This is a genomic window from Methanococcoides sp. AM1 (assembly GCF_900774055.1).
Lineage (GTDB): Archaea > Halobacteriota > Methanosarcinia > Methanosarcinales > Methanosarcinaceae > Methanococcoides.
This window is the reverse complement of the sequence record NZ_CAAGSW010000002.1, coordinates 348682-368856: the sequence shown is the minus strand read 5'-3', so window position 1 is coordinate 368856 and position 20175 is coordinate 348682. Positions and strand designations below refer to the sequence as shown.

Sequence of the window (20175 nt, the reverse complement as noted above, 5' to 3'; positions counted from 1 at the left end):
TTTACTGAGGTTATCATATGAGAAGTGACAATACAAAGAAAGGAGATGCACGTGCGCCAAACCGTTCGCTTTTGAAAGCGATAGGAGTGACCGATTCTGAAATGAAGAAGCCGTTCATAGCTGTTGTGAATTCATGGACAGAGTTCATTCCGGGACACATCCACCTTGATAAGGTTGCAGAAGCGGTAAAGGCCGGTATTCGCAATGCAGGCGGTGTTCCTTTCGAATTCCATACCATAGGCATCTGTGATGGTATCGCGATGGGACACGAAGGAATGAAATATTCCCTCCCAAGCAGGGAAGCCATCGAAGACACCATTGAGATCATGATACAGGGCCAGCAGATGGATGGTATGGTCATGGTAACATCATGTGACAAGATCACACCAGGTCACCTCATGGCTGCAGGAAGGGTCGACATTCCGACAATGGTCGTTACAGGCGGTCCGATGCTGCCAGGATATGTTGATGACAAATACACTGACCTCGTTTCTGTCTTTGAAGGTGTTGGATCATGCCAGAGCGGTAAGGTCTCATCTGAAAAACTGAAACAGCTTGAAGATCTCTGTTGTTGTGGCGCAGGTTCATGTGCCGGAATGTTCACAGCTAATACCATGGCATGCATGACAGAAGCACTGGGACTCAGTCTTCCCGGTTGTGCAACTGCTCATGCGGTCGATGCAAAGAAGATGCGTATTGCAAAAGATTCCGGTGAAAGGATCGTAGAGCTTGTAAAAGAAGGAATTTCTGCACGCCAGATAGTCACTGAGAAATCCTTTGAGAATGCTATCATGGTAGACCTTGCAGTCGGAGGAAGTACGAACACTACCCTTCACCTGCCTGCCATCGCCCATGAATTCGGACTTGAACTTCCACTTGAGAAGTTCGATGAGCTTAGCAAGACAACCCCTCACCTGATCGGACTCAGACCAGGCGGAGAGAATTTCATGCTCGATTTTGAGAGAGCCGGCGGAGTTCATGCGATCATGAAGAGGCTGAAAACAAAGCTCAACCTTGATGAGAAGACCATCACTGGAAAGACCGTTGGTGAAAATGTCGAAGAATTCGTCATTGTCAATCCGAAGCTGAACGCCCGTATCCTGACAACACTCGATAATCCACTGCACGAAGAAGGCGGAATTGCAGTCCTTAAAGGAAACCTGGCACCTGATGGAGCAGTTGTAAAGCAGGCAGCTGTCGATGAGAAAATGCTCAGGCACACAGGTCCTGCAAGAGTATTCGATAGTGAAGAAGATGCAATGGCAATCATCATGAAAGGCGGAATAAAGTCAGGAGATGTTGTTGTCATCAGGTACGAAGGACCAAAAGGAGGTCCTGGCATGCGTGAGATGCTCTCACCAACATCAGCTATTGCAGGAATGGGACTGATCGATTCAGTAGCACTTATCACAGACGGAAGGTTCTCAGGCGGTACAAGAGGACCATGCATAGGTCACATCTCACCGGAAGCCTATGAAGGCGGACCTATCGGCCTGATACAGGAAGGCGACATCATTGAGATCGACATGCCTGCAAGGAAGCTTGAGCTCAATGTCCCGGACGAAGAACTGGAAAAGAGAAGGGCAGATTTCAAACCGGTCGAAAAGGAAGTCACAGGCTACCTTTCAAGATATCGAAAAACAGTTAGCTCCGCGAACAGGGGAGCGATCAGGGATTAAAGCTGCTGTTTAAGCAGCTCATTCCTTTTTTTATATTCTTATTTTTTGATCCCAGATGACAAGCTCATGATCCGACCATAAGTTATGATCATTGGACTCTAAACTGATGCAACTTGCAAGATAAGATCATGCAGATTTCTTTTCAGGAAGCCTCATAAGGTAGACACTGTCATCCTTTACAATATTGGAGATCTTCCCTGCTGAAAGAAGCTGATCGATCTTAGACTCCACTTCGTCATCCAGATATCTCTTGGAAAGAAGGCTTTTGATCACATCTTTCTTTACATCTGACCCAGAGGGAAGATAAGCAAATATACAACTTTCAAGCTTGTTCGCAACCGGAAAATTTACATCCGGGACAGGTGCATCCGGCTTAGCAATCTGGGAAGAATTTTCCCCACCATCCTCATCCTCTATATTATCAGTAGCAACTTCACCATCAGTTAATGATGAGACCTCTTGACCCGGACTTACCATTGGATTCCCTGAAGAAGTTAGCGGGGAGGTATCAACATCGAATAGCACAGGTTTGAATGATTCCGAAAAAGGAGCTTTTCCAACGGCATCTTCCGGAACATCCGGAGAACGAGTATCAATTGGAATTGAAGTATCAATTACATCATCGTGCTGAATTTCTGCTACCGGTACTTCAACATCAGATAGCAATTCCGGAGGGATCTTCAACTCCGGGAAGGAAAGAGTAGCATATGGAACTGCTTCTTCCTGGCATTCTGCCACAATGCTAGCGGATCTTGCAGGAAAGACCGGATCAGACTCTGCTTTATTATCCCCGGTATCGGATAAGATGGATCTTTCTTTAAGCAACTGAACACTGGCATTCATATCAATGACCTGCATCTCAAGCTCACAGATACGATCTGTAAGATCAACGATGATGCTCTCAAAACATGCCATATTTTCAATAGAAGAATTGTTTTCCTATTCAGGAGAAGGATTTAACTCCGAAACTGACTCTGAGCTCTCCCCGGCAGGATGTTCAAAGTCGACATCGAGAACAGGTTCTTTGCAATCTTCAAGATCATCCGGCCCTACAAGACTGCAATTGCAACATAAAGTCAGATAATTTCCCTCATCATCAGCAATTATGTCTTCCTCTTCAAAGACATCTTCAAGTTCAAGGTATGCTTCATCTGGATTTTCTTCACCGGCGTCCCCAGCATTCATAACTTCTGTAACCTGGTCGTCAGTATCATTGCCACCATCAGGAACATCACCTGTTGTTCCAGCAATATCCTGTGGTTCTTCAAAACAAGGTTCATCAGCATCTTTCACCGAGCCGGCATTATCCTCAGCAGATATATTCAGCTTGTTCTCAAGAAGTTCTATCAAAAAGGAATCCTTATCAGGAACATTAGATAGTTCCTCATACAACTCATCAGATATACTGATCTTAAGTTCTTTCATGCTGCATCAACCCTGGAAAGCTAAAAAGAATATGCGCGCAGGGGATACATAAGCATTTCCAAAAAAAAGAGAGGATTCACACCAGCAGGTTAAGCGGGTGTGAGGATGATGGTTCTATATCAAGATCGGAAGATGCCTCCGCGACCATAATATCACCCATGGCGGCCAGTGGGAAGGTGTAGCGTGCATTCTCGATAGGACCATAGAGAACAAAATCGCCACCTGCAAGCTGCTGCATGGAAACCGTACCTATATCGCACATCTGATAGACCAGTGGATCTTCCTTCTTTTTAGCCTTAAGCCAGCTCCAGGAAGAAGGAGCATTGTGGATACCGGACCCTACAGGGTATCCCCATTTCGCCTTTGCTGTCATTGTCATACGAAGAGCAATACCTGCACCATCACCCATGGGAGTAATGCTTGGATCGATAAGGATGTTCTTTATACCACATTCTCCGGCAACCTCCAGCAGCCCCCTGTCCATCAATTTACCCCCGTTCTCCAGCAATGCCATCCTCCCATCAAGGGATGAGTCCATTGCATTGAAACCGAGAATTATAGAACTATCGATGTCAGAATTTGCAAGAGAAGCACATTCATCGTCACTTATGCTCATGTTAATGGAATTGTAGATCGTCTTATCGGCAAGTCCTATGTCGGTCACGTATTCTGCAGAAGCCATCCTCACAGCAGGCTGCGGGGAATCGATGATAAAAGGAGAATCGCTTACTGATGTTACAAAATCGATGTACTTCTGCATACTCTCAAAGGTGTTGGCGAAGATATGGACGATCGCGGGATTCCCGGTCTCATCGGACATGGAATCCTGCAGGTTCACAAGGACTTCTGCCTCTGCCCTGTCGAATATGCCAGCATCCGCATCTTCCACGATGCTGTGACCTTCATAGAATATGGTACCTGCAAGTACTGTTGGCAGCTCACCCGGCTGACCTCCGATCTTCACACCTGCGATATTGACGATCTCCTGCTCTTTCTGGAACCTGAACATGAACATAACCTCTACGAAATATAACAATGATAAAGATAATACTAAATCGATACTTAATTAGATCCTACTTAATCGGACTCTACTTCACAAACAATTCCGGAAGCCGAATCAAGCATTACATTGCCTGATACCATGATATCCCCGGAAGTGACATCCATAACCGGCCTGCTTTTCTTTTTTGCGCTCTCTACAACGAAAGCTGCTTCACAGTACGGACCTTCTTTTTCTTTATACTCATCAACGATCCGGCGGATCTCATCAATGTCGATCAGGCCGATGCGTTCGATGAGACTTACCTGCTTCTGGAAACGTTCAATTACATCCCTTCCGACGTTCTCGATAAAGGGTATCGCTCCATCCGAACCAATGATCCGACCATCCTCATCGATGCCGTTCTTGTGAAGTGCAATAAGTGTCTTTCCTGCAAGATGACCCCTGGATTCATTACCGCATATCAGGAGATACCTGATATTCGAATTTGAAACCGTGTTTATAATGATCTTCTCTGCACCAAGGTTCTCGGTCTTGCAGCTACCCCACATGGCAGCTTCATCATAAGGTTCAAGTGAGCTTGCAAGAGTTATAACTGCAATACAGGAATCATTCATTCCGGCAATGCAATCTCCTTTCACAACAGGCCAGCCACATGCAACAGTTTCTATGTCAACACCTCATAAATCACATATAATCAAGATCTGTTTCTCTCGTTTTTCATATCCACAAGGGCACTTGCAAGCATAATAGCTTTTGTGTAGTGACCACCCACGCGTGATGTGTCCACGAAGACATGGTCATCCATTAATACAGGCGCACCGATACCGTCCCCTCCTCCAAGGAACACAAGTGTCCTGAATATCAGGTTACCAGTTATCCCGTCAGGAGCAAAGATGAAGTTCGCTTCCTTTATGGCGTCCTCAATGAGTATTGTATAATGCTTTGCACATATACCATTTTCCCGAAGCCGGCTTGCGAGGAAGTCAGCGTCTGCAAGTGTGCGATCGATCGTCTCATGCCTTCCAAGATCGTCCATCCTGCCACCCGAAAGCACTCCTACCACCGGTTCAACTCCGAACCTGCGCATGTGTTCCACACCAAGCTTAACAAGTGTGATCTTGTCCGAGAGGTCATTGCCCTCATCGATGCCCACAGGTGCAAGGAAGAATGGAACACCTTCAGAGGTAAGGAGAAAAGCCATACGATGAAGCCGCTCTATTTTCAGGACCTGCTTTAGATGGGACAGCGCACCTGATGCTTTTGCAGTTCCCCTGACAGCTGCATCAACTGAACCCGATGCCAACAGGTCGCCCAGAACGTACTCCGGCTCATGGGTGTTAATGATCTCAAGAGAAGTGCCAATAGCATCGATCTCCTGCTTATCCCCTACAAGGATAACATGTGCATATCCCTCATTGTGTGCATTCTCTATACTGGATAGCATCTTAGGAGTTGGATCACGAACACCAATAGCCACTTTTGCAGTGTTTGAAAGAGCCCTTTTCCGAACAACATCCATAAGACTTGTCGTGCTATTGTTCTACATGCCAGGTCACCTGCCAGAAATGATATTAATCAGAATCAACAAAGAGATGCAAACATTAATTAATTTTCCCTTTTATTGAAGGTATGATCACAGATGGAAGAATCTATCGAATGGGTTGAAAAATACAGGCCCAAATCCCTATCAGATCTTGTGGGGAATAAGAAGTCAATCATTGATATGCGCGAGTGGGCAGAGTCATGGCTCTCCGGAGTGCCGGAGAAGCGTGCGGTCATACTTCACGGACCTGCAGGAGTTGGAAAAACATCCGCAGCACACGCACTTGCAAAGGACTTCGACTGGGAGACCATCGAGCTGAATGCAAGTGACCAGAGAACGGCAGGTGCTATTGAAAGGGTCGCAGGTTCTGCATCAAAGATGAGCTCACTTACGGGCACTTCCACAAAGAGACTGATCATTCTGGACGAAGCCGACAACATGCACGGAAATGCCGATAGGGGCGGAGCCCGTGCTGTGGGCAGCATTATCAAAACAACTGACCAGCCCATCGTGCTAATTGCCAACGACCTCTACGGACTTACACCTTCGATACGCTCCAGTTGCATTGAGCTCAAGTTCAATTCCGTCCAGGGCAGGTCAATGATACCGGCGCTCAAGAAGATATGCGTCGAAGAGAAGATCATGTGCGGTGTTGGCGTCCTTGAGAAATTGGCAGACAATGCTGGCGGAGACATGAGAAGTGCTGTCAAGGACCTTCAGGCTGTGGCATTGGGAAGGGATGAGATATACATTGAAGATATCGCCACATCCGAGAGGGATACGAAAGAATCGATCTTCAAGGCACTCGGGAAGATCTTCAAGAGCACTGACCCGAAAAGTGCATTGCAGGCCACATACGGACTGGACGAGACCCCTGAGAACCTCATCCACTGGATCGATGAGAACCTGCCATTACAATATGGCACCGAGGAAGGAACCGAAGAGGACCTGATAACCGGATACAGGCATCTTTCAAAGGCGGACAGGTATCTTGGACGTGTGAGAAAACGACAGAGCTATCGCCTCTGGAGATATGCAGGCGTCCTCATGACCTGTGGGACTGTTGTATCTAAATCCCATGTCAGTCGCGGATTCACAAAATACCAGCCACCCTCGTTCTGGCGTAAAATGGGTCAGTTAAGGGCAAAACGTGACATGAGGGACAATATTGCTTCCAGAATCGGCTACCATTGCAACGAATCCATGCGTTATTCCCGCACAGACCTGGCACATCTTTACGGCAGGATGTTGAAGGATGATTCCTACGCAGTAGATGTCGCTGTTGACCTTGAACTGAGCGTCGATGAGATCGTTTATCTTACCGGTGGCAAAAAGGTCACAAAAGGAATACAGAAGATCTATGATCTTGCACAGGCACAACGCAGCGCCTATGGCAATGATGACGCTCCGGTCTTTTTTGAGAAAAAGGCGGTGAAAAAGGTACAGGATAAAAAGCAGATGGACCTGAACCAGATAATGGAAAGTGCTGCTTCCAACGGAAATCCAAAAGCTGAAGAAACTTCAAAACCAGTGAGCTCAGCTCCAAAGGACAATCCAAAACCAGACCCGAAACCGGCTGCAAAAGCAAAGCCTCAGAAAACCTTATTCGACTTCTGAGAAAACTTCTGGCGGATAATGATCAAAGGGACAATGGAACTGCCCATGTCCCATAATTTATTTTTTTGCAGGCATACCAAAATGAAGTATCTACTTTTCAGTAATGAAGACCCCATCATTTAGATGCTGAACTTCCCAGACCCGTTATCTTTGGCCTTTATGCCTTCGATCTCAAGAAGTTCCACCATTACATCAAGCCCGCCTGCATAACCTGCCAGTTTCCCGTTAGAGCTTACAACACGGTGGCATGGGATGATGATCTGGATCGGATTCAAAGAGTTTGCAAGCCCAACTGCCCTTGCAGCTTTTGGCTTGCCGATCATTTCAGCCACATAACCATAGGATACGGTCTTGCCATAAGGGATCTTTGTTAAAGCATTCCAAACCTTCTTCTGGAAATCAGAACCATCCGGAGAGAGCACTACATCAAATTCCTTTAACTCACCTGCAAGATACTTGTGTAACTGTTCTTCGACCACCTTAAAGAAAGTGCTGTTCTGCTTCCAATCAGAAGGGATGGAATATTTCCTTTTACCATCCTGGATGTTCAGCACCTTCAGCCCTTCAGAATTGCCAGCCACCAGTACAGTTCCAAGTTTCGTCCTTATGAGAGCATAATACATTCAATATAACATCAATTTTGAATTAGATATTACTTTCCACAACAAACTTTTTCCTGAATGCCAGGGTCACGACTGCCACCATTATTCCAAAGACACCTGAAAGCAGGAACACTACCTGCAGATCGAAGTAAAGCAATATGAAACCCAGTACCACGGGTGAAGCACTCTGGCCAACATATTTCATGGTATTGTGAATGGAAAGGACACCGCCACGGGACTTTGGTGGTGATATCTGGATGATCTGGGAGTCTATGGCCGTCTGGCAAAGCCCGAAACCACCGCCAAAGACCAGCAATAACAGGAAAAGTACAGGAAGAGAAACCGTCCATGAGATAAGGAAAATAGATATTCCTACAAGTGAAAAACCCAAACCTATGAGGACTATCAATGGAAGTTTTTCTGCAAGCTTCTTTATGTTAGATGCCACCATGATGATGGCAATTCCCTGAATAGAAAGCACCATTCCTGCCTCTTTTGCACCAAACCCGAAAACATCCTTGAGCATGAATGGCAGAAAGACAACGATCGAGAACAACAGGAAGAAGATAGCAAAGCTCAGGAACACGGTGTAAAATATCCTGAAGTCCCGAAGTTCACGAACTGCATTTCCCAGTCCGCTACCATGAGATCCCACAGATTCTTTTGTTTCAGGAAGCAACAGGAAAACCAGCAGGGCAAATGGCAGTGACAGGACATAGAAGAGGAAAGGATAATTCCAGCCGATGGTGGCCAATCCACCACCAATAAGGGGTGCAGTAACTGAACCAATGGCTATTGCCATACTAACCCTGCCCATTGAATGAACCCGGTCAAGCCCCTTATAGACATCCCCGATCACCAGCATCACCAGTGACATCATCCCGGCGATCCCTATACCCTGAACAAATCTCAGTATAAGCAGAGTATGCAGATCGGTTGCAAAGAAACTGAAAAGTCCCATCAATCCATTGATGATGAGACAGGGCACAAGCACAGCCTTCCTGTTCACGCGGTCAACAAAGTGCCCGATGACAAGAGAGAAGATCGCTGTTGATATGGTGTAGACCGCCATGAGCTGGGCTACTTCATTGGGTGTGCTGCTTAATGGCTCCACCATCTGTGGCAGTACCGGGGCAAGTATGGCACCCCCTGCCATTGCAAAGAAAACAGTTGTTGCAAGGAACAGGAGGTGATAGGATTTGAATTCCATTAATTCAACAATAACACCAAACAACGTCAAAAACGTTATGCAGAATTCATATAGCATAAAGCTGAACAAATTTCTAGTCCTTGCTGAATAAATTGACATATATTGTTCGAGATAACCCAGGAATCTGGAAGTATTTTCAACTGCCTAAACCCCTGAAACTCTGATTCGACAAGAGACCAAATCGAAGATCTATTCGACCATTGCAAATCACAATCCGTATATAGCAGTTCAGCGTAGCAAGCCCCATCCAACTCAAGTTGATTGGATTAACATCATCAAACTGAGATGAAATCAATGCAAAATAAGATTAGCAAAGAACAATTAAAGAAAGATGGATATCTCCCCCAGAGACAGAATAACTTGTGTTCCATGCGAGTTGGCATCACTGGCGGCTATGTTGAAGCCGACCAGTTAAGAGCCATTGCAGACGCTGCTGAGAAGTATGGACAGGGACATATACACATTACCTCAAGGCAGGGGATCGAAGTACCTTTTGTTAATTTTGAGAACGTGGAAGCTGCGAAGGAAGATATGAAAAATGCAGCCGTTCGCCCGGGTGTTGCCGGAAGAAGAGTGCGTGCTGTCGTTGCATGCCAGGGCAACCGGGTCTGCAATCATGGGCTGATAGATTGTCAGGGCCTTGCTGAAAAGATAGACAGGGCACATTTCGGAGCAGATGTTCCATACAAGTTCAAGATAGCTATCACAGGATGTCCTGCAGCATGCCTGAAACCCCAGGAGAATGATCTTGGGATCATGGGCACAGTGCATCCTGAATGGATAAAGGACACATGCACAGAATGTGGCGTGTGCGTAAAACGCTGCAAAGCCAATGCCATAACAATGGAAGGTGGTAATCTGCATATCGACATGGACAAATGCATACTTTGCGGAGAATGTATCCTCGCCTGCCCAAAGGATGCCATCGTTGCTTCAAAAACGGGATATATGATATTCTGTGGTGGCAAGGTGGGCAGATTCCCACATGAGGGCACAAGGCTTGCGGAAGTCCATAGCGAAAAAGAGGTATATGACATCGTCAACAGGACCATCGAATACTACCGCGAAAATGGCGGGAAAGATGAGAGGCTTGGTGATGTGATGGACAGGGAAGGAATCGAAAGTTTCAAGGATGCTGTTTTGAAGTGACTTACTTACTTTATTAGATCGAAAGCAGAAGGTAGTATGAGTATTATATAAGTGAAGTATATGTGCTGCAAGTAAACCATATGTACTAAGCTTCCAACGCCGGAGATCTGTATTTCTTTATTAAGACCGACCCTTCACTACGCATCGAAAAACCTAAAGAAAATAAGAATGGAGCCTCGAGCGTGATTTGAACACGCGACCTAGTGATTACAAATCACTCGCTCTGCCGGGCTGAGCCATCGAGGCGCTATTGAAACGTACCCTTAGAATGCATAATAACAAATAAATGTTATGGTTGATTTTAACATAGTAGAAACATCATGTGGCAGGAAATAGCAAAATATGGGAAAAAGCTGGTCGACCACGGGTTGGTCGAATCCAATTTTGGAAACATCAGCGTGCGTATAGGGAGCAGAATGATGATAACACGAAGTGGTGCAGCACTTGACGAGATCACTGATAACAGTGTGGTGGAAGTTCCCATCGAGAGAACATCGGAACTCGACCGGATCGCATCCACAGAGACCATCGTGCACCGTGCCATTTACAGGAACACGCCTGCGCTTGCGATCCTGCATGCACACTGCCCATATTCGGTGGCCCAGACGCTTATAGCAGATTCAGACAATATTATCCCTTTTGACAGCGAAGGCATCCACTTCCTTCACGAGATACCCATCTTCAAGGGAATGATGGGAACAGCCGAACTGGCAGAAGAAGCAGCAAAAGCATTATCCAACCACAGGGGAGCGATCGCATACAGCCATGGCACCTTCGCATTGGGTAAGACGCTTGCTGATGCTTACATAGTCACAACACAGATAGAGCATTCCTGCAGGATCAAATACCTGGTCGATCTTGCAAAGAAGTAAAGATCAGGGAAAAGCATAACAACTAATAAGAAAGAGCAAAATAAAGGATAATCCATGACCATTGATGCACTAAGACCGGCCGCTACAAGGATATTGAACCCTGTAGCCATAGCTCTCGCAAACAGGAGGATATCCCCAAACTCCCTTTCGATAGCTTCCTTTGGATTTGCAGTACTGGCAGGTATCTGTTTCTACTTCTCGGTCGAAAGGCCATTCTTTGCACTTGCAGCCATCCTTTTTGTCGGGCTCAATTCTTCCTTTGATGCCCTTGACGGCGCAGTTGCAAGGTATCTTCGCACAGATAGCAAGAAAGGCGACTTCCTTGACCATGTCATCGACCGTTATTCCGATGTTTTCATCATCTGTGGAATGTTCTTCGGCGGGCATGTGCAGTGGCAGATCGGCACCATAACCATAATCCTGGTACTGTTGGTAAGCTATCTCGGAACACAGGCACAGGCACTGGGAATCGGAAGATTTTACGGTGGCATCATGGGCAGAGCTGACAGATTGGCCCTGATACTGATAGCCTCGATAGCCTATTACATCTATAGCGAACCAGTTCTGGGTTATACCATGATAGGCTGGAGTATTATTGTCATTGGACTTGGAAGCCATATAACAACAATACAGAGAATGGGCAGTATATGGAAGCGCCTCTAATCGGTTTGGCCTTCCGATCCCGATTATTTTTGGAATAGTTTAAAGTAGAGCAAAGACCATCTAAAAAACATGCAGTTCCCTGACCTGAAATACGAATATCTTGAACACACGGCGGATGCAAAGTTCAAGGCCTACGGGAAAACAATGGAAGAGGCCTTTGAGAACGCAGCTGTCGCCATGTTCAATGTGATGATCAATACATCAAAGGTTGACTGCAAACACACAGAGAGCATCAAACTTACAGCGCCTGATATCGACGATCTTCTGGTGGACTGGCTCTCAGAACTTCTGTTCCTCTTCGAAGTGGATTTCATAGCCTTTGGGGAGTTCAAAGTGGAGAGCATCACACAGGTTGATGGCGAATACACAATATCAGCACACGCAAGCGGTGAAGAGATAGACCTTGGGAAACATGAGATCGACACCGAAGTCAAAGCTGTGACCTACAATGACCTGAAGGCAGAGGAAGTTCCGGAAGGTTTTATGGTACAGGTAACAGTTGATACATGATCACATCAGTAACAATAATAGTTCAAAATCACAGTGGGAGGGACACGCATGGAAAATGCAAGCAGCATAAAGGAATCACTCAAGAGGATAGACGATAATATATGGGAGATCCCGGTCGGATCGAAACCTGGAATGAACGTCCCGGGAAGGATATACCTCTCAGATAAGCTTATCCACAACCTTGAACCGGAAGCACTCGACCAGGTCGCAAACGTTGCAATGCTTCCCGGAATACAGAAATATTCCATGGCGATGCCGGATGCACACCTTGGATACGGATTCCCTATCGGAGGCGTTGCCGCCTTTGACGAAGAGGAAGGAGTCATCAGCCCGGGAGGAGTGGGTTTTGATATCAACTGCGGAGTACGCCTTGTTCGATCGAACCTCACCGTTGAAGAGGTTCGTCCGGTCATGAAAGAACTTACTGAGAAACTATTCCAGTCCGTACCTGCAGGAGTCGGTTCCAAGAGCCGCCTGAGGGCATCCGATAGCGAGCTTGATGATATATTCCTGCATGGTTCCCGCTGGGCAGTTGAGAACGGTTACGGCGAGAAAGCAGATCTTGAACACTGCGAAGGTGGCGGATGCATAGAAGGCGGAGATGTAAGCCACATCAGCACCAAGGCACGCAAGAGAGGACGTCCACAGGCAGGAACATTAGGCAGCGGCAATCACTTCCTTGAGGTACAGTATATCGATAAGATATACGACCAGGAAGTTGCTGATAAATTTGGCCTGGAAGAAGGACAGGTATCCTTCATGATCCACTGCGGTTCACGAGGCACCGGACACCAGATATGCACAGATCACCTGCGTACGATCTCACAGGCTTCAAAGAAGTATAAGATCGCACTTCCTGACAAACAGCTTGCATGTGCTCCGGCACAGTCCGATGAAGCACAGAACTACTTCCGATCCATGATATGTGCTGCAAACTATGCATGGAACAACAGGCAGATCATTACCCACTGGACCAGGGAGATCATTTCAGAGGTGTTCAGGTCCGACATTGATGAGCTTGGACTTGATCTGGTCTATGATGTTGCACACAATGTGGCAAAACTGGAAGAACATACCGTAGATGGTAAGAAAAAGAACGTCTACGTACACAGGAAAGGAGCTACAAGAGCATTCCCCCCAGGACACAAGGATGTACCACAGGCATACCGCGATGTCGGCCAACCGGTCCTGATACCTGGAAGCATGGGAACAGCTTCGTTCGTACTTCACGGAGCAGAAGCTTCAATGGATATCTCTTTCGGAAGCGCATGTCATGGAGCAGGCAGAGTCATGAGCCGTGCACATGCGAAGAAGGAATTCCACGGGGAAGATATCAAGAGCCAACTTGAGAAAAGCGGAATAATGGTCAGAGCTGCCCATCCATCCGTGATCGCAGAGGAAGCACCTGGCGTTTACAAGTCCAGCAGTGATGTCGTCAATGTTGTACACGATCTTGGAATCGCAAGAAAGGTCGCAAGAATGATGCCACTGGGCGTTGTTAAAGGCTGATCCGACAGAATATTCCTTAAGAACTGATCGGGTAAGATATTAGAACAGCATAGCTTTGCTTAGAGTTGTCTAAATATTAAGAGAAGTTAAAACATCAAAGAAATATCACTAGAAACAAAAGAAGAACAACAGAAAGACATTAAGAAATATTTATAAGAAAAAACTACAAGAGAGTGAGGAAACGGCTTTGTTTGAGGGGATGAATGGTTTGCTTGATTACAGTCATTTACAACACAAAAGTTTGCAAGCAATCTGTCCGCTTCCTCAAATAATAAATAGAGATAATGATATTTAAAGATGTTCGATATCATTTAAATATAAAAGAAGTTAGTAGAATTTTATTGCAACTCCTTTTTTCAATATCCGACCGTCAACCATTTTAAGCTCTATCCTTAATCTTGCGCCCATGGATAAAAAGACGAAGATGATCAAAAAGGTTCGTATTATGGCTGACTACCAGTTCGGCAAAGGATGCGGAGAGATTCTTTTTTCTGATGACGTGACATTCCAACTCTCAAGGACAAAACGTATCAGGCAGATCATGATCGATGGCAAGCGTATTGCAACAGCAAGAGCAAGGGATGGAATGTTCACACTTAGCATGGAAGCGGCTACAGCGATCCACTCACACGTTCCTGCACCAGCCTTAAGGGTAACAGTATGCGATGATGCAGTACCATTTGTTTCAAAGGGAAAGACCACATTCGCAAAACATGTGACATCCATAGACCCCGGTCTTCGAAGCGGTGATGAGGTCATCATTGTAGATGAGAACGATAAGGCCATTGCTACAGGACAGCTCATGCTTTCACCCGATGAGGTTGAAGCACTTGATACAGGCGCTGCAGTGGACGTACGTTGTGGATGTGAACAGTAACCCTGCAGGCATCCGGAAGGTCCCGTCAGATGGGGCTAACGTCAAAATATACATATAGCAACAGGTTAAATAAGCTGTGAACTTATATATCGCCTCAAATTCATCTCGTTGGAGGGTGAAATCATCGCAGAAGAGGAACTCTTTAAAACGTTTGTCATTCCGGACAATACAAAAATGGAAGAGCACAATATTGTGCTGGATGGAGACATCATAGTAGGTAACCATTCAGATGTACGATATGGCCTGATAGCTGATTCTGCGATCCTCGGAGAAAGGGTTGAGGTTTCCGGCGATATCAATGCCAGATCTGATATCAGGATCGATATCTGGTCCCACATTGGCGGAACTGTCAAGACAAAAGAGAACGCCTACATCGGAGAGTTCGTCTCCATTGACGGGAAGCTTGTGGTCAAAGGTGACCTTGATATCGGCAACAATGTAAAGATCAGTGACGGATTCGAGGCAAAGGGATGGATCGTTGTAAGGAATCCGGTTCCTGTAATCGCATATCTATTCCTGTACCTGACCGAACTTTTGCGCATGGGCAAGGACGAAGAGGTCGAAAAGGCATTAAGCGAGATGTTTGATGAAGAAGTTGAGACCATCGGCACTGCTGCCATGATCATACCAAACGGCTCCAAGATATCCATCGATTCAATAAGGGTCCCTTCAAATGCTGTTATCGGAAGTGATTGCCGCCTTGTGGGGAACATACGCGCTACGTCGCTTGATCTGGCAAATGGCACTACGCTCTACGGAAGCATACGTACCATGGACGCCGTGAACCTTGGTGAGAACAATACCATACACGGAAACATAGTTTCACGTGGAAATGTACATATCCATAAAGGTACACACGTTCTTGGAGAGATAAATGCCAGTTCCATAAGGATACATGAAAGCGCACGTGTGGACGGTGTCATGAGAGCATCAGGCGGGATAGTCTTCGAGCGTGAAGAAGAGGATGTCCTCAACGAAAAAGAACTGATGACACTCGATATTTGACGAACATAACTAATTTTGAGGGATTCTATGACCAAAGAGACTACCCTATCAAAGGATTACAAATCAATTGTAGAAAAGGACGGAAAGTACGTAATGCAGACATACACACGCCAACCCATCGCTCTTGAGAGTGGGAAAGGTTCAGTTGTCCGCGATATCAACGGTAATGAGTTCATTGATTGTGTGGCAGGAATTGCCGTAAACAATGTGGGACACTGCCACCCTCGCGTCGTAGAGGCGATCAGCAAACAGGCAGAGAAGCTCATACACGTTTCAAACATATACTATACCGATGTGCAGGCACAACTTGCCGAGGAACTTATCAATATTACCAGCATGGGCCGTGCATTCTTCTGTAACTCCGGTACCGAAGCCGTTGAGGCCGCAATGAAACTGGCAAGGGTCACAACAGGAAAGACCGAGTTCATCGCAGCGGAACACTCATTCCATGGCCGTACAATGGGTTCTCTTACAGTAACACACAAATCCATTTACAGGACACCGTTTGAACCTCTTATACAGGGGGAAAAGTTTGTTGCCTACAACGATGCACAGGCGATCAGGGATGAAATAACAAAAGATACTGCAGCAGTTATCGTAGAACCCATACAGGGAGAAGGCGGTATCAATGTCCCATCAGACGAGTATCTCAAAGAGGTACGTGAGATCTGTGATGAGAACGACATGCTCCTGATATTCGATGAGGTCCAGACCGGTTTTGGAAGGACAGGAAAATGGTTCTGTAAAGACCATTCAAAGGTAGTTCCGGACATCATGACCATGGCAAAAGCAATCGGCGGAGGATTCCCAATGGGTGCTATTGTGGCACGTGATGGCATATCCTTTGGAAAGAGCCAGCATGCTGCAACCTTCGGAGGCGGGCCACTGGCATGTGCAGCATCCCTTGCATCCATTAATGTGATCAGGGACGAAGGTCTTGTGGAGCACTCAGCACAGAAGGGAGAGTATTTCATGGACAAGCTCAGGTTACTTGAGCTTGACAACATTGTGGAAGTTCGTGGACGCGGACTCATGATAGGCGTGGAGATCAACAAACCCTGTGCAGACATTGTGGACCTTGCAAGAGAAAATGGTGTGCTCCTTAACTGCACATCCGAGAAAGTTATCCGTATCGCACCTCCTCTGGTTATCACCAAAGAACAGATCGACACGGTGGTGGATGTACTTGCCCAGATATGAACTGATAAAAGAAGAAGTTGCATCCATTGCAAAGTATGTTCCGGGCAAATCAATTGATGATATTGTAAGAGTCTATGGACTGGACCCTGCATCGGTCATCAAACTCGGTTCGAACGAGAACCCACTGGGACCTTCACCAAAAGCAGTGGAAGCACTAATAAAAGATGCACAGGGGATCAGTATTTACCCTTCAGCAGATGCACGTGAGCTTGTAGAAGCGATATCCAAATACACGGGGATAACTGCTGATCACATCGTAGCTTCAGGTCCCGGCATGGACGGACTTCTGGACGGCCTCACAAGACTTGTCATCAGCCGCGGTGATGAGGTCATCCTTACAACACCGACATTCTCCTACTACGAGATCTCTGCACGTGCAAACGGTGCAATTCCTATTTACGTCCAGCGTGAAGAAGACTTCTCAGTGGACGTTGAAAAAGTACTTGATGCCATCACACCACTCACAAAGATCATCTTCCTGTGCTCACCAAACAACCCTTCAGGTAATGTTGTACCGGAAGAGGACATACTCCGGATCGCAGAAGCCACTAAAGCCCTTGTATTCGTTGATGAAGCATACGTGGAATTTTCTGACAAGAATATCGCACACCTTGTTCCGGAATATGACAACATCATTGTCGGAAGGACATTCTCAAAAGCATTCGGTCTTGCCGGAATGAGGATCGGATACGGAATGCTTCCAATATGGCTCAGGGAAGAATACATGAAGATAGCAACTCCATTCAATGTCAGCACCGCAGCAGTCTCTGCAGGTGTTGCTGCACTTTCAGATACCGAACACCTGAACAGGAGCATTGAACTGGCTCGTGCGGGTAAGAAATATCTTCAGGATAACATCCCGTTCAAGGTCTATGACACCCAGGCAAACTTTGTCCTTGTTGACGTAGCCCCACACAAAGCACGTGATATTACCACAGAATTACTTAAAAAAGGGATCATTGTGCGTGACTGCACTTCCTTTGCCAATGCGGGAGATTCACTCATACGAATTACCATTGGCACAGAAGAACAGAACAAAAAGGTTGTGGAAGGTTTCACTTCCATTTAACCCATTAACATCTTAAGGTCTTCCATCTGATTGCCTGATAAAGGCAGTCAGTAGACCTTATCTATTTTCATTAACGGATAATCCAGCTCTTTATTGAACTCCATTGAGACATGGGCTCTTACGGAGCCGTATTTTGCATCGATCTGGACATTGAGCATGCGACCTTCCAGCTCACAGTAACCAAATTCATCATTAAGCTTTGAACGTACCATATCCCTGTCGATAGAAACGGTTATCTTTTCAACACAGGGCTGCACAGAGATGCTCTGCGCAATAGCAGTCTCAAGACTTTCCACCGTCCTCAGGCTCACAGGAGAACCGGTGAACTGATGATACAAAGCTCCAAGTTTAATTCCAGCTTCAAAAAAAACGTTATCCCTGTCGGTTATTGTGTTTTCGGCCATATGTTACCTACCATGATCATTGCTGCAACGGAATTGACCTAAAAATATAAAGCCAATACGGTCCCTTAAAATTAGTACGATCAGGAAAAAAGATCAGGCCTTCTTCACTGTTACCCAGAAAACACTTCCTTTTCCTTCAGAATTGTCCTCCACACCCACTTCGCCACCATGCAGGTCAATTATCCTTTTGACAATAGCAAGACCCAAACCTGTTCCTTTCACTGCAACCTTGTTAACACGCTTGAATCTTTCGAAAACGTATGGTTTGTCCTCATCAGCAACCCCTTCACCGAAATCGGTTACTGTTACCTTCCACCTATCACCGTTGTCAAGAATACCAACGATCACCTTGCTGTTCTCAGGACTATATTTTACTGCATTTGAAAGCAAATTCACAAAGACCTCTTCTATAATCGGACTTATTTTTGCTTTATGTGCACCAGTTATATTGTTTTCAAGAACTATATGTTTACTTTCGAACTGACCATGGAGAGCCTCTACTGCCATCCTCATAAATCCACCAACATCAAACTCCCTGAATTCCAGTTCACTAATGGATTCCAGCCTTGAAAGCTTAGAAGCTGATTCGATCATTTCAATAAGCTTTCGGTTACTTCTTTTAATAGCACAGAGCTTTTCAGTAGTGTCCGGATCGAACTCCCTCTTAAGCAATATTTCCACAAACCCCTTTACAAGGCCTGCAGGATTAAGCAGATCATGCCGTATAATATCAGTGAACAGGTCTTTGATCTCATTTGATCGTTCCAGTTCCCGGGCGTATTCCTGAAAATCGGACTCTGCCTTTTTCCTCCTGGTGATATCACGATAACTACAAACATGCCCCTTGATGACCCCCTCCGTAACAACAGGGAAAAGATGGTACTCAAATATTCGACCGTCCTTGAAATAAAGGACATCGGAACTATTTTCAGCTGATCGTGGAAATCTCCTGATCTTTGAAAGGATGTGATCCGGATTTTTCAGTTGAGCTAAACCATATTTGACAAATGCATCAATGTAGTTCTTCTCAGTGTCGGCATCATCAGGAATATTCCAGATCTCCCTGAACTTATTGTTCACCAGCCGGATAGTCCCGTTGTTATCAAAAAAAGAAATTCCATCATCCGTAGATTCCAGAACGTTCCTTAGAAGGAAATAATTATTATTTGACAGATTCTCCGCTATATGATGTTCGGATATTTCTTCGTTGCACCTATCTTTAAAAGATGAAATCAACGAATCCACGCTAAGCTCATCATCTACCTCGGATTCACCATTTGCAATGATAACAATCCCTCCCGTTCACCCAATATGAACAATTGTCCCCACAATCATTCAATTCATATTATATAAACAAGCAATATATAAGGATGGCGAACTATAGGCCAGTCTTTTGAAAATCAAGATGAGTAAGCTCACCTACTCATCAAACCGACCTCATCGTCTATCTCTTCTGCAATTTGTTCCAGCTCATCGAATATCCTTTCAGAATCTTTTCTCATCTCGCAGACCGCGGCTTTAAGGCTTCCACCACGAAGATATAGCATTTTTTTTCTTCGGTAGACAAGACCCGACCCTATAAGGTTGCGAAGATGATGATTTAGACGAGGTAAGTTGATATCCAGAGAACGCGCAAGCATTTCAGAGGTAACTCCTTCATCACGGGACAGATTTGAAAGCAGGCCCATGACTATCTTTTTGGAGATGTCTTCGACATCCCTTCCTGAGGAAAGACCAAAACTATCGCAAACCCAATGGATATCTTTCTCAAGGTCCTTTTCCACGGGTTTTTCAATATTGATAAGGATGATTTGACGAGCCATCAAAGATACATTGAT

21 protein-coding genes and 1 tRNA gene are annotated in these 20175 nt (G+C 45.7%); 11 read left to right on the top strand and 11 right to left on the bottom strand.

Going from position 1 to position 20175, the window contains the following annotated elements; genetic code table 11:
• Nucleotides 1–17 precede the first annotated feature (17 nt).
• On the top strand, nt 18–1679 hold the full coding sequence (gene ilvD, locus E7X57_RS04500) for a dihydroxy-acid dehydratase (RefSeq protein ID WP_135610963.1): 1662 nt from the start codon (nt 18–20) through the stop codon (nt 1677–1679).
• A gap of 126 nt (nt 1680–1805) precedes the next feature.
• On the opposite strand, the gene E7X57_RS04495 is transcribed toward ilvD, so the two are convergent.
• The 5 genes from E7X57_RS04495 to mtxX form a co-directional block, all read right to left on the bottom strand.
• Nucleotides 1806–2594 carry a hypothetical protein gene (locus tag E7X57_RS04495; RefSeq protein WP_135610961.1) on the bottom strand — a complete coding sequence of 263 codons (789 nt, stop codon included), beginning with the start codon at nt 2592–2594 and terminating at the stop codon, nt 1806–1808.
• Between the two features lie 24 nt (nt 2595–2618).
• Entirely contained in the window at nt 2619–3104 is a 486-nt protein-coding gene (locus E7X57_RS04490) for a hypothetical protein (RefSeq protein ID WP_135610959.1), read from the bottom strand.
• 76 nt (nt 3105–3180) lie between these two features.
• Complete coding sequence (mtrH, locus tag E7X57_RS04485) at nt 3181–4113, bottom strand: tetrahydromethanopterin S-methyltransferase subunit H (RefSeq protein ID WP_135611257.1); 933 nt, start codon at nt 4111–4113, stop codon at nt 3181–3183.
• 68 nt (nt 4114–4181) lie between these two features.
• The gene (locus E7X57_RS04480) at nt 4182–4775 is read right to left on the bottom strand and encodes a tetrahydromethanopterin S-methyltransferase subunit A (RefSeq protein WP_135610957.1); all 594 of its coding nucleotides are present in this window, start codon (nt 4773–4775) and stop codon (nt 4182–4184) included.
• A 26-nt stretch (nt 4776–4801) separates the two neighbouring features.
• Nucleotides 4802–5626 (bottom strand): methanogenesis marker protein Mmp4/MtxX, encoded by an 825-nt coding sequence (mtxX, locus tag E7X57_RS04475; RefSeq protein ID WP_135610955.1) that lies wholly within the window; start codon nt 5624–5626, stop codon nt 4802–4804.
• A 120-nt stretch (nt 5627–5746) separates the two neighbouring features.
• On the opposite strand from mtxX, the gene E7X57_RS04470 reads away from it, so the two are divergent.
• Nucleotides 5747–7267, top strand: coding sequence for a replication factor C large subunit (locus tag E7X57_RS04470; RefSeq protein ID WP_135610953.1), 1521 nt, complete (start codon nt 5747–5749; stop codon nt 7265–7267).
• 119 nt (nt 7268–7386) lie between these two features.
• Here E7X57_RS04470 and E7X57_RS04465 read toward each other — a convergent pair whose 3' ends face one another.
• Together E7X57_RS04465 and E7X57_RS04460 are read right to left on the bottom strand one after the other, a co-directional pair.
• A complete protein-coding gene (locus tag E7X57_RS04465) occupies nt 7387–7890 on the bottom strand; it encodes a methylated-DNA--[protein]-cysteine S-methyltransferase (RefSeq protein WP_135610951.1) in 504 nt (167 codons plus the stop codon).
• Between the two features lie 22 nt (nt 7891–7912).
• The gene (locus E7X57_RS04460) at nt 7913–9079 is read right to left on the bottom strand and encodes an MFS transporter (RefSeq protein WP_135610949.1); all 1167 of its coding nucleotides are present in this window, start codon (nt 9077–9079) and stop codon (nt 7913–7915) included.
• Between the two features lie 294 nt (nt 9080–9373).
• Between E7X57_RS04460 and E7X57_RS04455 the strand changes: the two genes are divergently transcribed.
• A complete protein-coding gene (locus E7X57_RS04455) occupies nt 9374–10228 on the top strand; it encodes a 4Fe-4S binding protein (RefSeq protein WP_135610947.1) in 855 nt (284 codons plus the stop codon).
• Between the two features lie 169 nt (nt 10229–10397).
• On the opposite strand, the gene E7X57_RS04450 is transcribed toward E7X57_RS04455, so the two are convergent.
• Nucleotides 10398–10474 (bottom strand) — tRNA-Thr (locus E7X57_RS04450).
• 74 nt (nt 10475–10548) lie between these two features.
• Between E7X57_RS04450 and E7X57_RS04445 the strand changes: the two genes are divergently transcribed.
• The 8 genes from E7X57_RS04445 (at nt 10549) to hisC (ending at nt 17933) form a co-directional block, all read left to right on the top strand.
• On the top strand, nt 10549–11100 hold the full coding sequence (locus E7X57_RS04445; RefSeq protein WP_135610946.1) for an aldolase: 552 nt from the start codon (nt 10549–10551) through the stop codon (nt 11098–11100).
• Between the two features lie 54 nt (nt 11101–11154).
• Nucleotides 11155–11763 carry a CDP-alcohol phosphatidyltransferase family protein gene (locus E7X57_RS04440; RefSeq protein WP_135610944.1) on the top strand — a complete coding sequence of 203 codons (609 nt, stop codon included), beginning with the start codon at nt 11155–11157 and terminating at the stop codon, nt 11761–11763.
• A 69-nt stretch (nt 11764–11832) separates the two neighbouring features.
• A complete protein-coding gene (locus tag E7X57_RS04435; protein ID WP_135610942.1) occupies nt 11833–12273 on the top strand; it encodes an archease in 441 nt (146 codons plus the stop codon).
• Nucleotides 12274–12321: 48 nt separating this feature from the next.
• A complete protein-coding gene (locus E7X57_RS04430; protein ID WP_135610941.1) occupies nt 12322–13782 on the top strand; it encodes an RtcB family protein in 1461 nt (486 codons plus the stop codon).
• A gap of 406 nt (nt 13783–14188) precedes the next feature.
• On the top strand, nt 14189–14659 hold the full coding sequence (locus tag E7X57_RS04425) for a PUA domain-containing protein (protein WP_135610939.1): 471 nt from the start codon (nt 14189–14191) through the stop codon (nt 14657–14659).
• A 108-nt stretch (nt 14660–14767) separates the two neighbouring features.
• Nucleotides 14768–15664 (top strand): polymer-forming cytoskeletal protein, encoded by an 897-nt coding sequence (locus E7X57_RS04420; RefSeq protein ID WP_244603590.1) that lies wholly within the window; start codon nt 14768–14770, stop codon nt 15662–15664.
• A gap of 27 nt (nt 15665–15691) precedes the next feature.
• Nucleotides 15692–16864, top strand: coding sequence for an acetylornithine transaminase (locus E7X57_RS04415; RefSeq protein ID WP_135610937.1), 1173 nt, complete (start codon nt 15692–15694; stop codon nt 16862–16864).
• Nucleotides 16851–17933 carry a histidinol-phosphate transaminase gene (hisC, locus tag E7X57_RS04410; RefSeq protein WP_135610935.1) on the top strand — a complete coding sequence of 361 codons (1083 nt, stop codon included), beginning with the start codon at nt 16851–16853 and terminating at the stop codon, nt 17931–17933. The genes E7X57_RS04415 and hisC overlap by 14 nt, the downstream gene beginning before the upstream one ends.
• A gap of 47 nt (nt 17934–17980) precedes the next feature.
• Here hisC and E7X57_RS04405 read toward each other — a convergent pair whose 3' ends face one another.
• From E7X57_RS04405 to E7X57_RS04395, 3 genes are all read right to left on the bottom strand, one after another.
• Nucleotides 17981–18337 (bottom strand): dihydroneopterin aldolase family protein, encoded by a 357-nt coding sequence (locus E7X57_RS04405; protein WP_135610933.1) that lies wholly within the window; start codon nt 18335–18337, stop codon nt 17981–17983.
• Between the two features lie 93 nt (nt 18338–18430).
• Complete coding sequence (locus E7X57_RS04400; protein WP_135610931.1) at nt 18431–19582, bottom strand: PAS domain-containing sensor histidine kinase; 1152 nt, start codon at nt 19580–19582, stop codon at nt 18431–18433.
• A gap of 170 nt (nt 19583–19752) precedes the next feature.
• Nucleotides 19753–20160, bottom strand: coding sequence for a helix-turn-helix transcriptional regulator (locus E7X57_RS04395; RefSeq protein ID WP_135610930.1), 408 nt, complete (start codon nt 20158–20160; stop codon nt 19753–19755).
• Between the last annotated feature and the right edge of the window lie 15 nt (nt 20161–20175).

Excerpts from the sequence above, each read along its gene's own strand:
- ilvD (WP_135610963.1), top strand. The coding sequence starts at position 18 with ATGAGAAGTGACAATACAAAGAAAGGAGATGCACGTGCGCCAAACCGT.
- E7X57_RS04495 (WP_135610961.1), bottom strand. The coding sequence starts at position 2,594 with ATGGCATGTTTTGAGAGCATCATCGTTGATCTTACAGATCGTATCTGT.
- E7X57_RS04490 (WP_135610959.1), bottom strand. The coding sequence starts at position 3,104 with ATGAAAGAACTTAAGATCAGTATATCTGATGAGTTGTATGAGGAACTA.
- mtrH (WP_135611257.1), bottom strand. The coding sequence starts at position 4,113 with ATGTTCAGGTTCCAGAAAGAGCAGGAGATCGTCAATATCGCAGGTGTG.
- mtxX (WP_135610955.1), bottom strand. The coding sequence starts at position 5,626 with ATGGATGTTGTTCGGAAAAGGGCTCTTTCAAACACTGCAAAAGTGGCT.
- E7X57_RS04470 (WP_135610953.1), top strand. The coding sequence starts at position 5,747 with ATGGAAGAATCTATCGAATGGGTTGAAAAATACAGGCCCAAATCCCTA.
- E7X57_RS04465 (WP_135610951.1), bottom strand. The coding sequence starts at position 7,890 with ATGTATTATGCTCTCATAAGGACGAAACTTGGAACTGTACTGGTGGCT.
- E7X57_RS04460 (WP_135610949.1), bottom strand. The coding sequence starts at position 9,079 with ATGGAATTCAAATCCTATCACCTCCTGTTCCTTGCAACAACTGTTTTC.
- E7X57_RS04455 (WP_135610947.1), top strand. The coding sequence starts at position 9,374 with ATGCAAAATAAGATTAGCAAAGAACAATTAAAGAAAGATGGATATCTC.
- E7X57_RS04445 (WP_135610946.1), top strand. The coding sequence starts at position 10,549 with ATGTGGCAGGAAATAGCAAAATATGGGAAAAAGCTGGTCGACCACGGG.
- E7X57_RS04440 (WP_135610944.1), top strand. The coding sequence starts at position 11,155 with ATGACCATTGATGCACTAAGACCGGCCGCTACAAGGATATTGAACCCT.
- E7X57_RS04435 (WP_135610942.1), top strand. The coding sequence starts at position 11,833 with ATGCAGTTCCCTGACCTGAAATACGAATATCTTGAACACACGGCGGAT.
- E7X57_RS04430 (WP_135610941.1), top strand. The coding sequence starts at position 12,322 with ATGGAAAATGCAAGCAGCATAAAGGAATCACTCAAGAGGATAGACGAT.
- E7X57_RS04425 (WP_135610939.1), top strand. The coding sequence starts at position 14,189 with ATGGATAAAAAGACGAAGATGATCAAAAAGGTTCGTATTATGGCTGAC.
- E7X57_RS04415 (WP_135610937.1), top strand. The coding sequence starts at position 15,692 with ATGACCAAAGAGACTACCCTATCAAAGGATTACAAATCAATTGTAGAA.
- E7X57_RS04405 (WP_135610933.1), bottom strand. The coding sequence starts at position 18,337 with ATGGCCGAAAACACAATAACCGACAGGGATAACGTTTTTTTTGAAGCT.
- E7X57_RS04395 (WP_135610930.1), bottom strand. The coding sequence starts at position 20,160 with ATGGCTCGTCAAATCATCCTTATCAATATTGAAAAACCCGTGGAAAAG.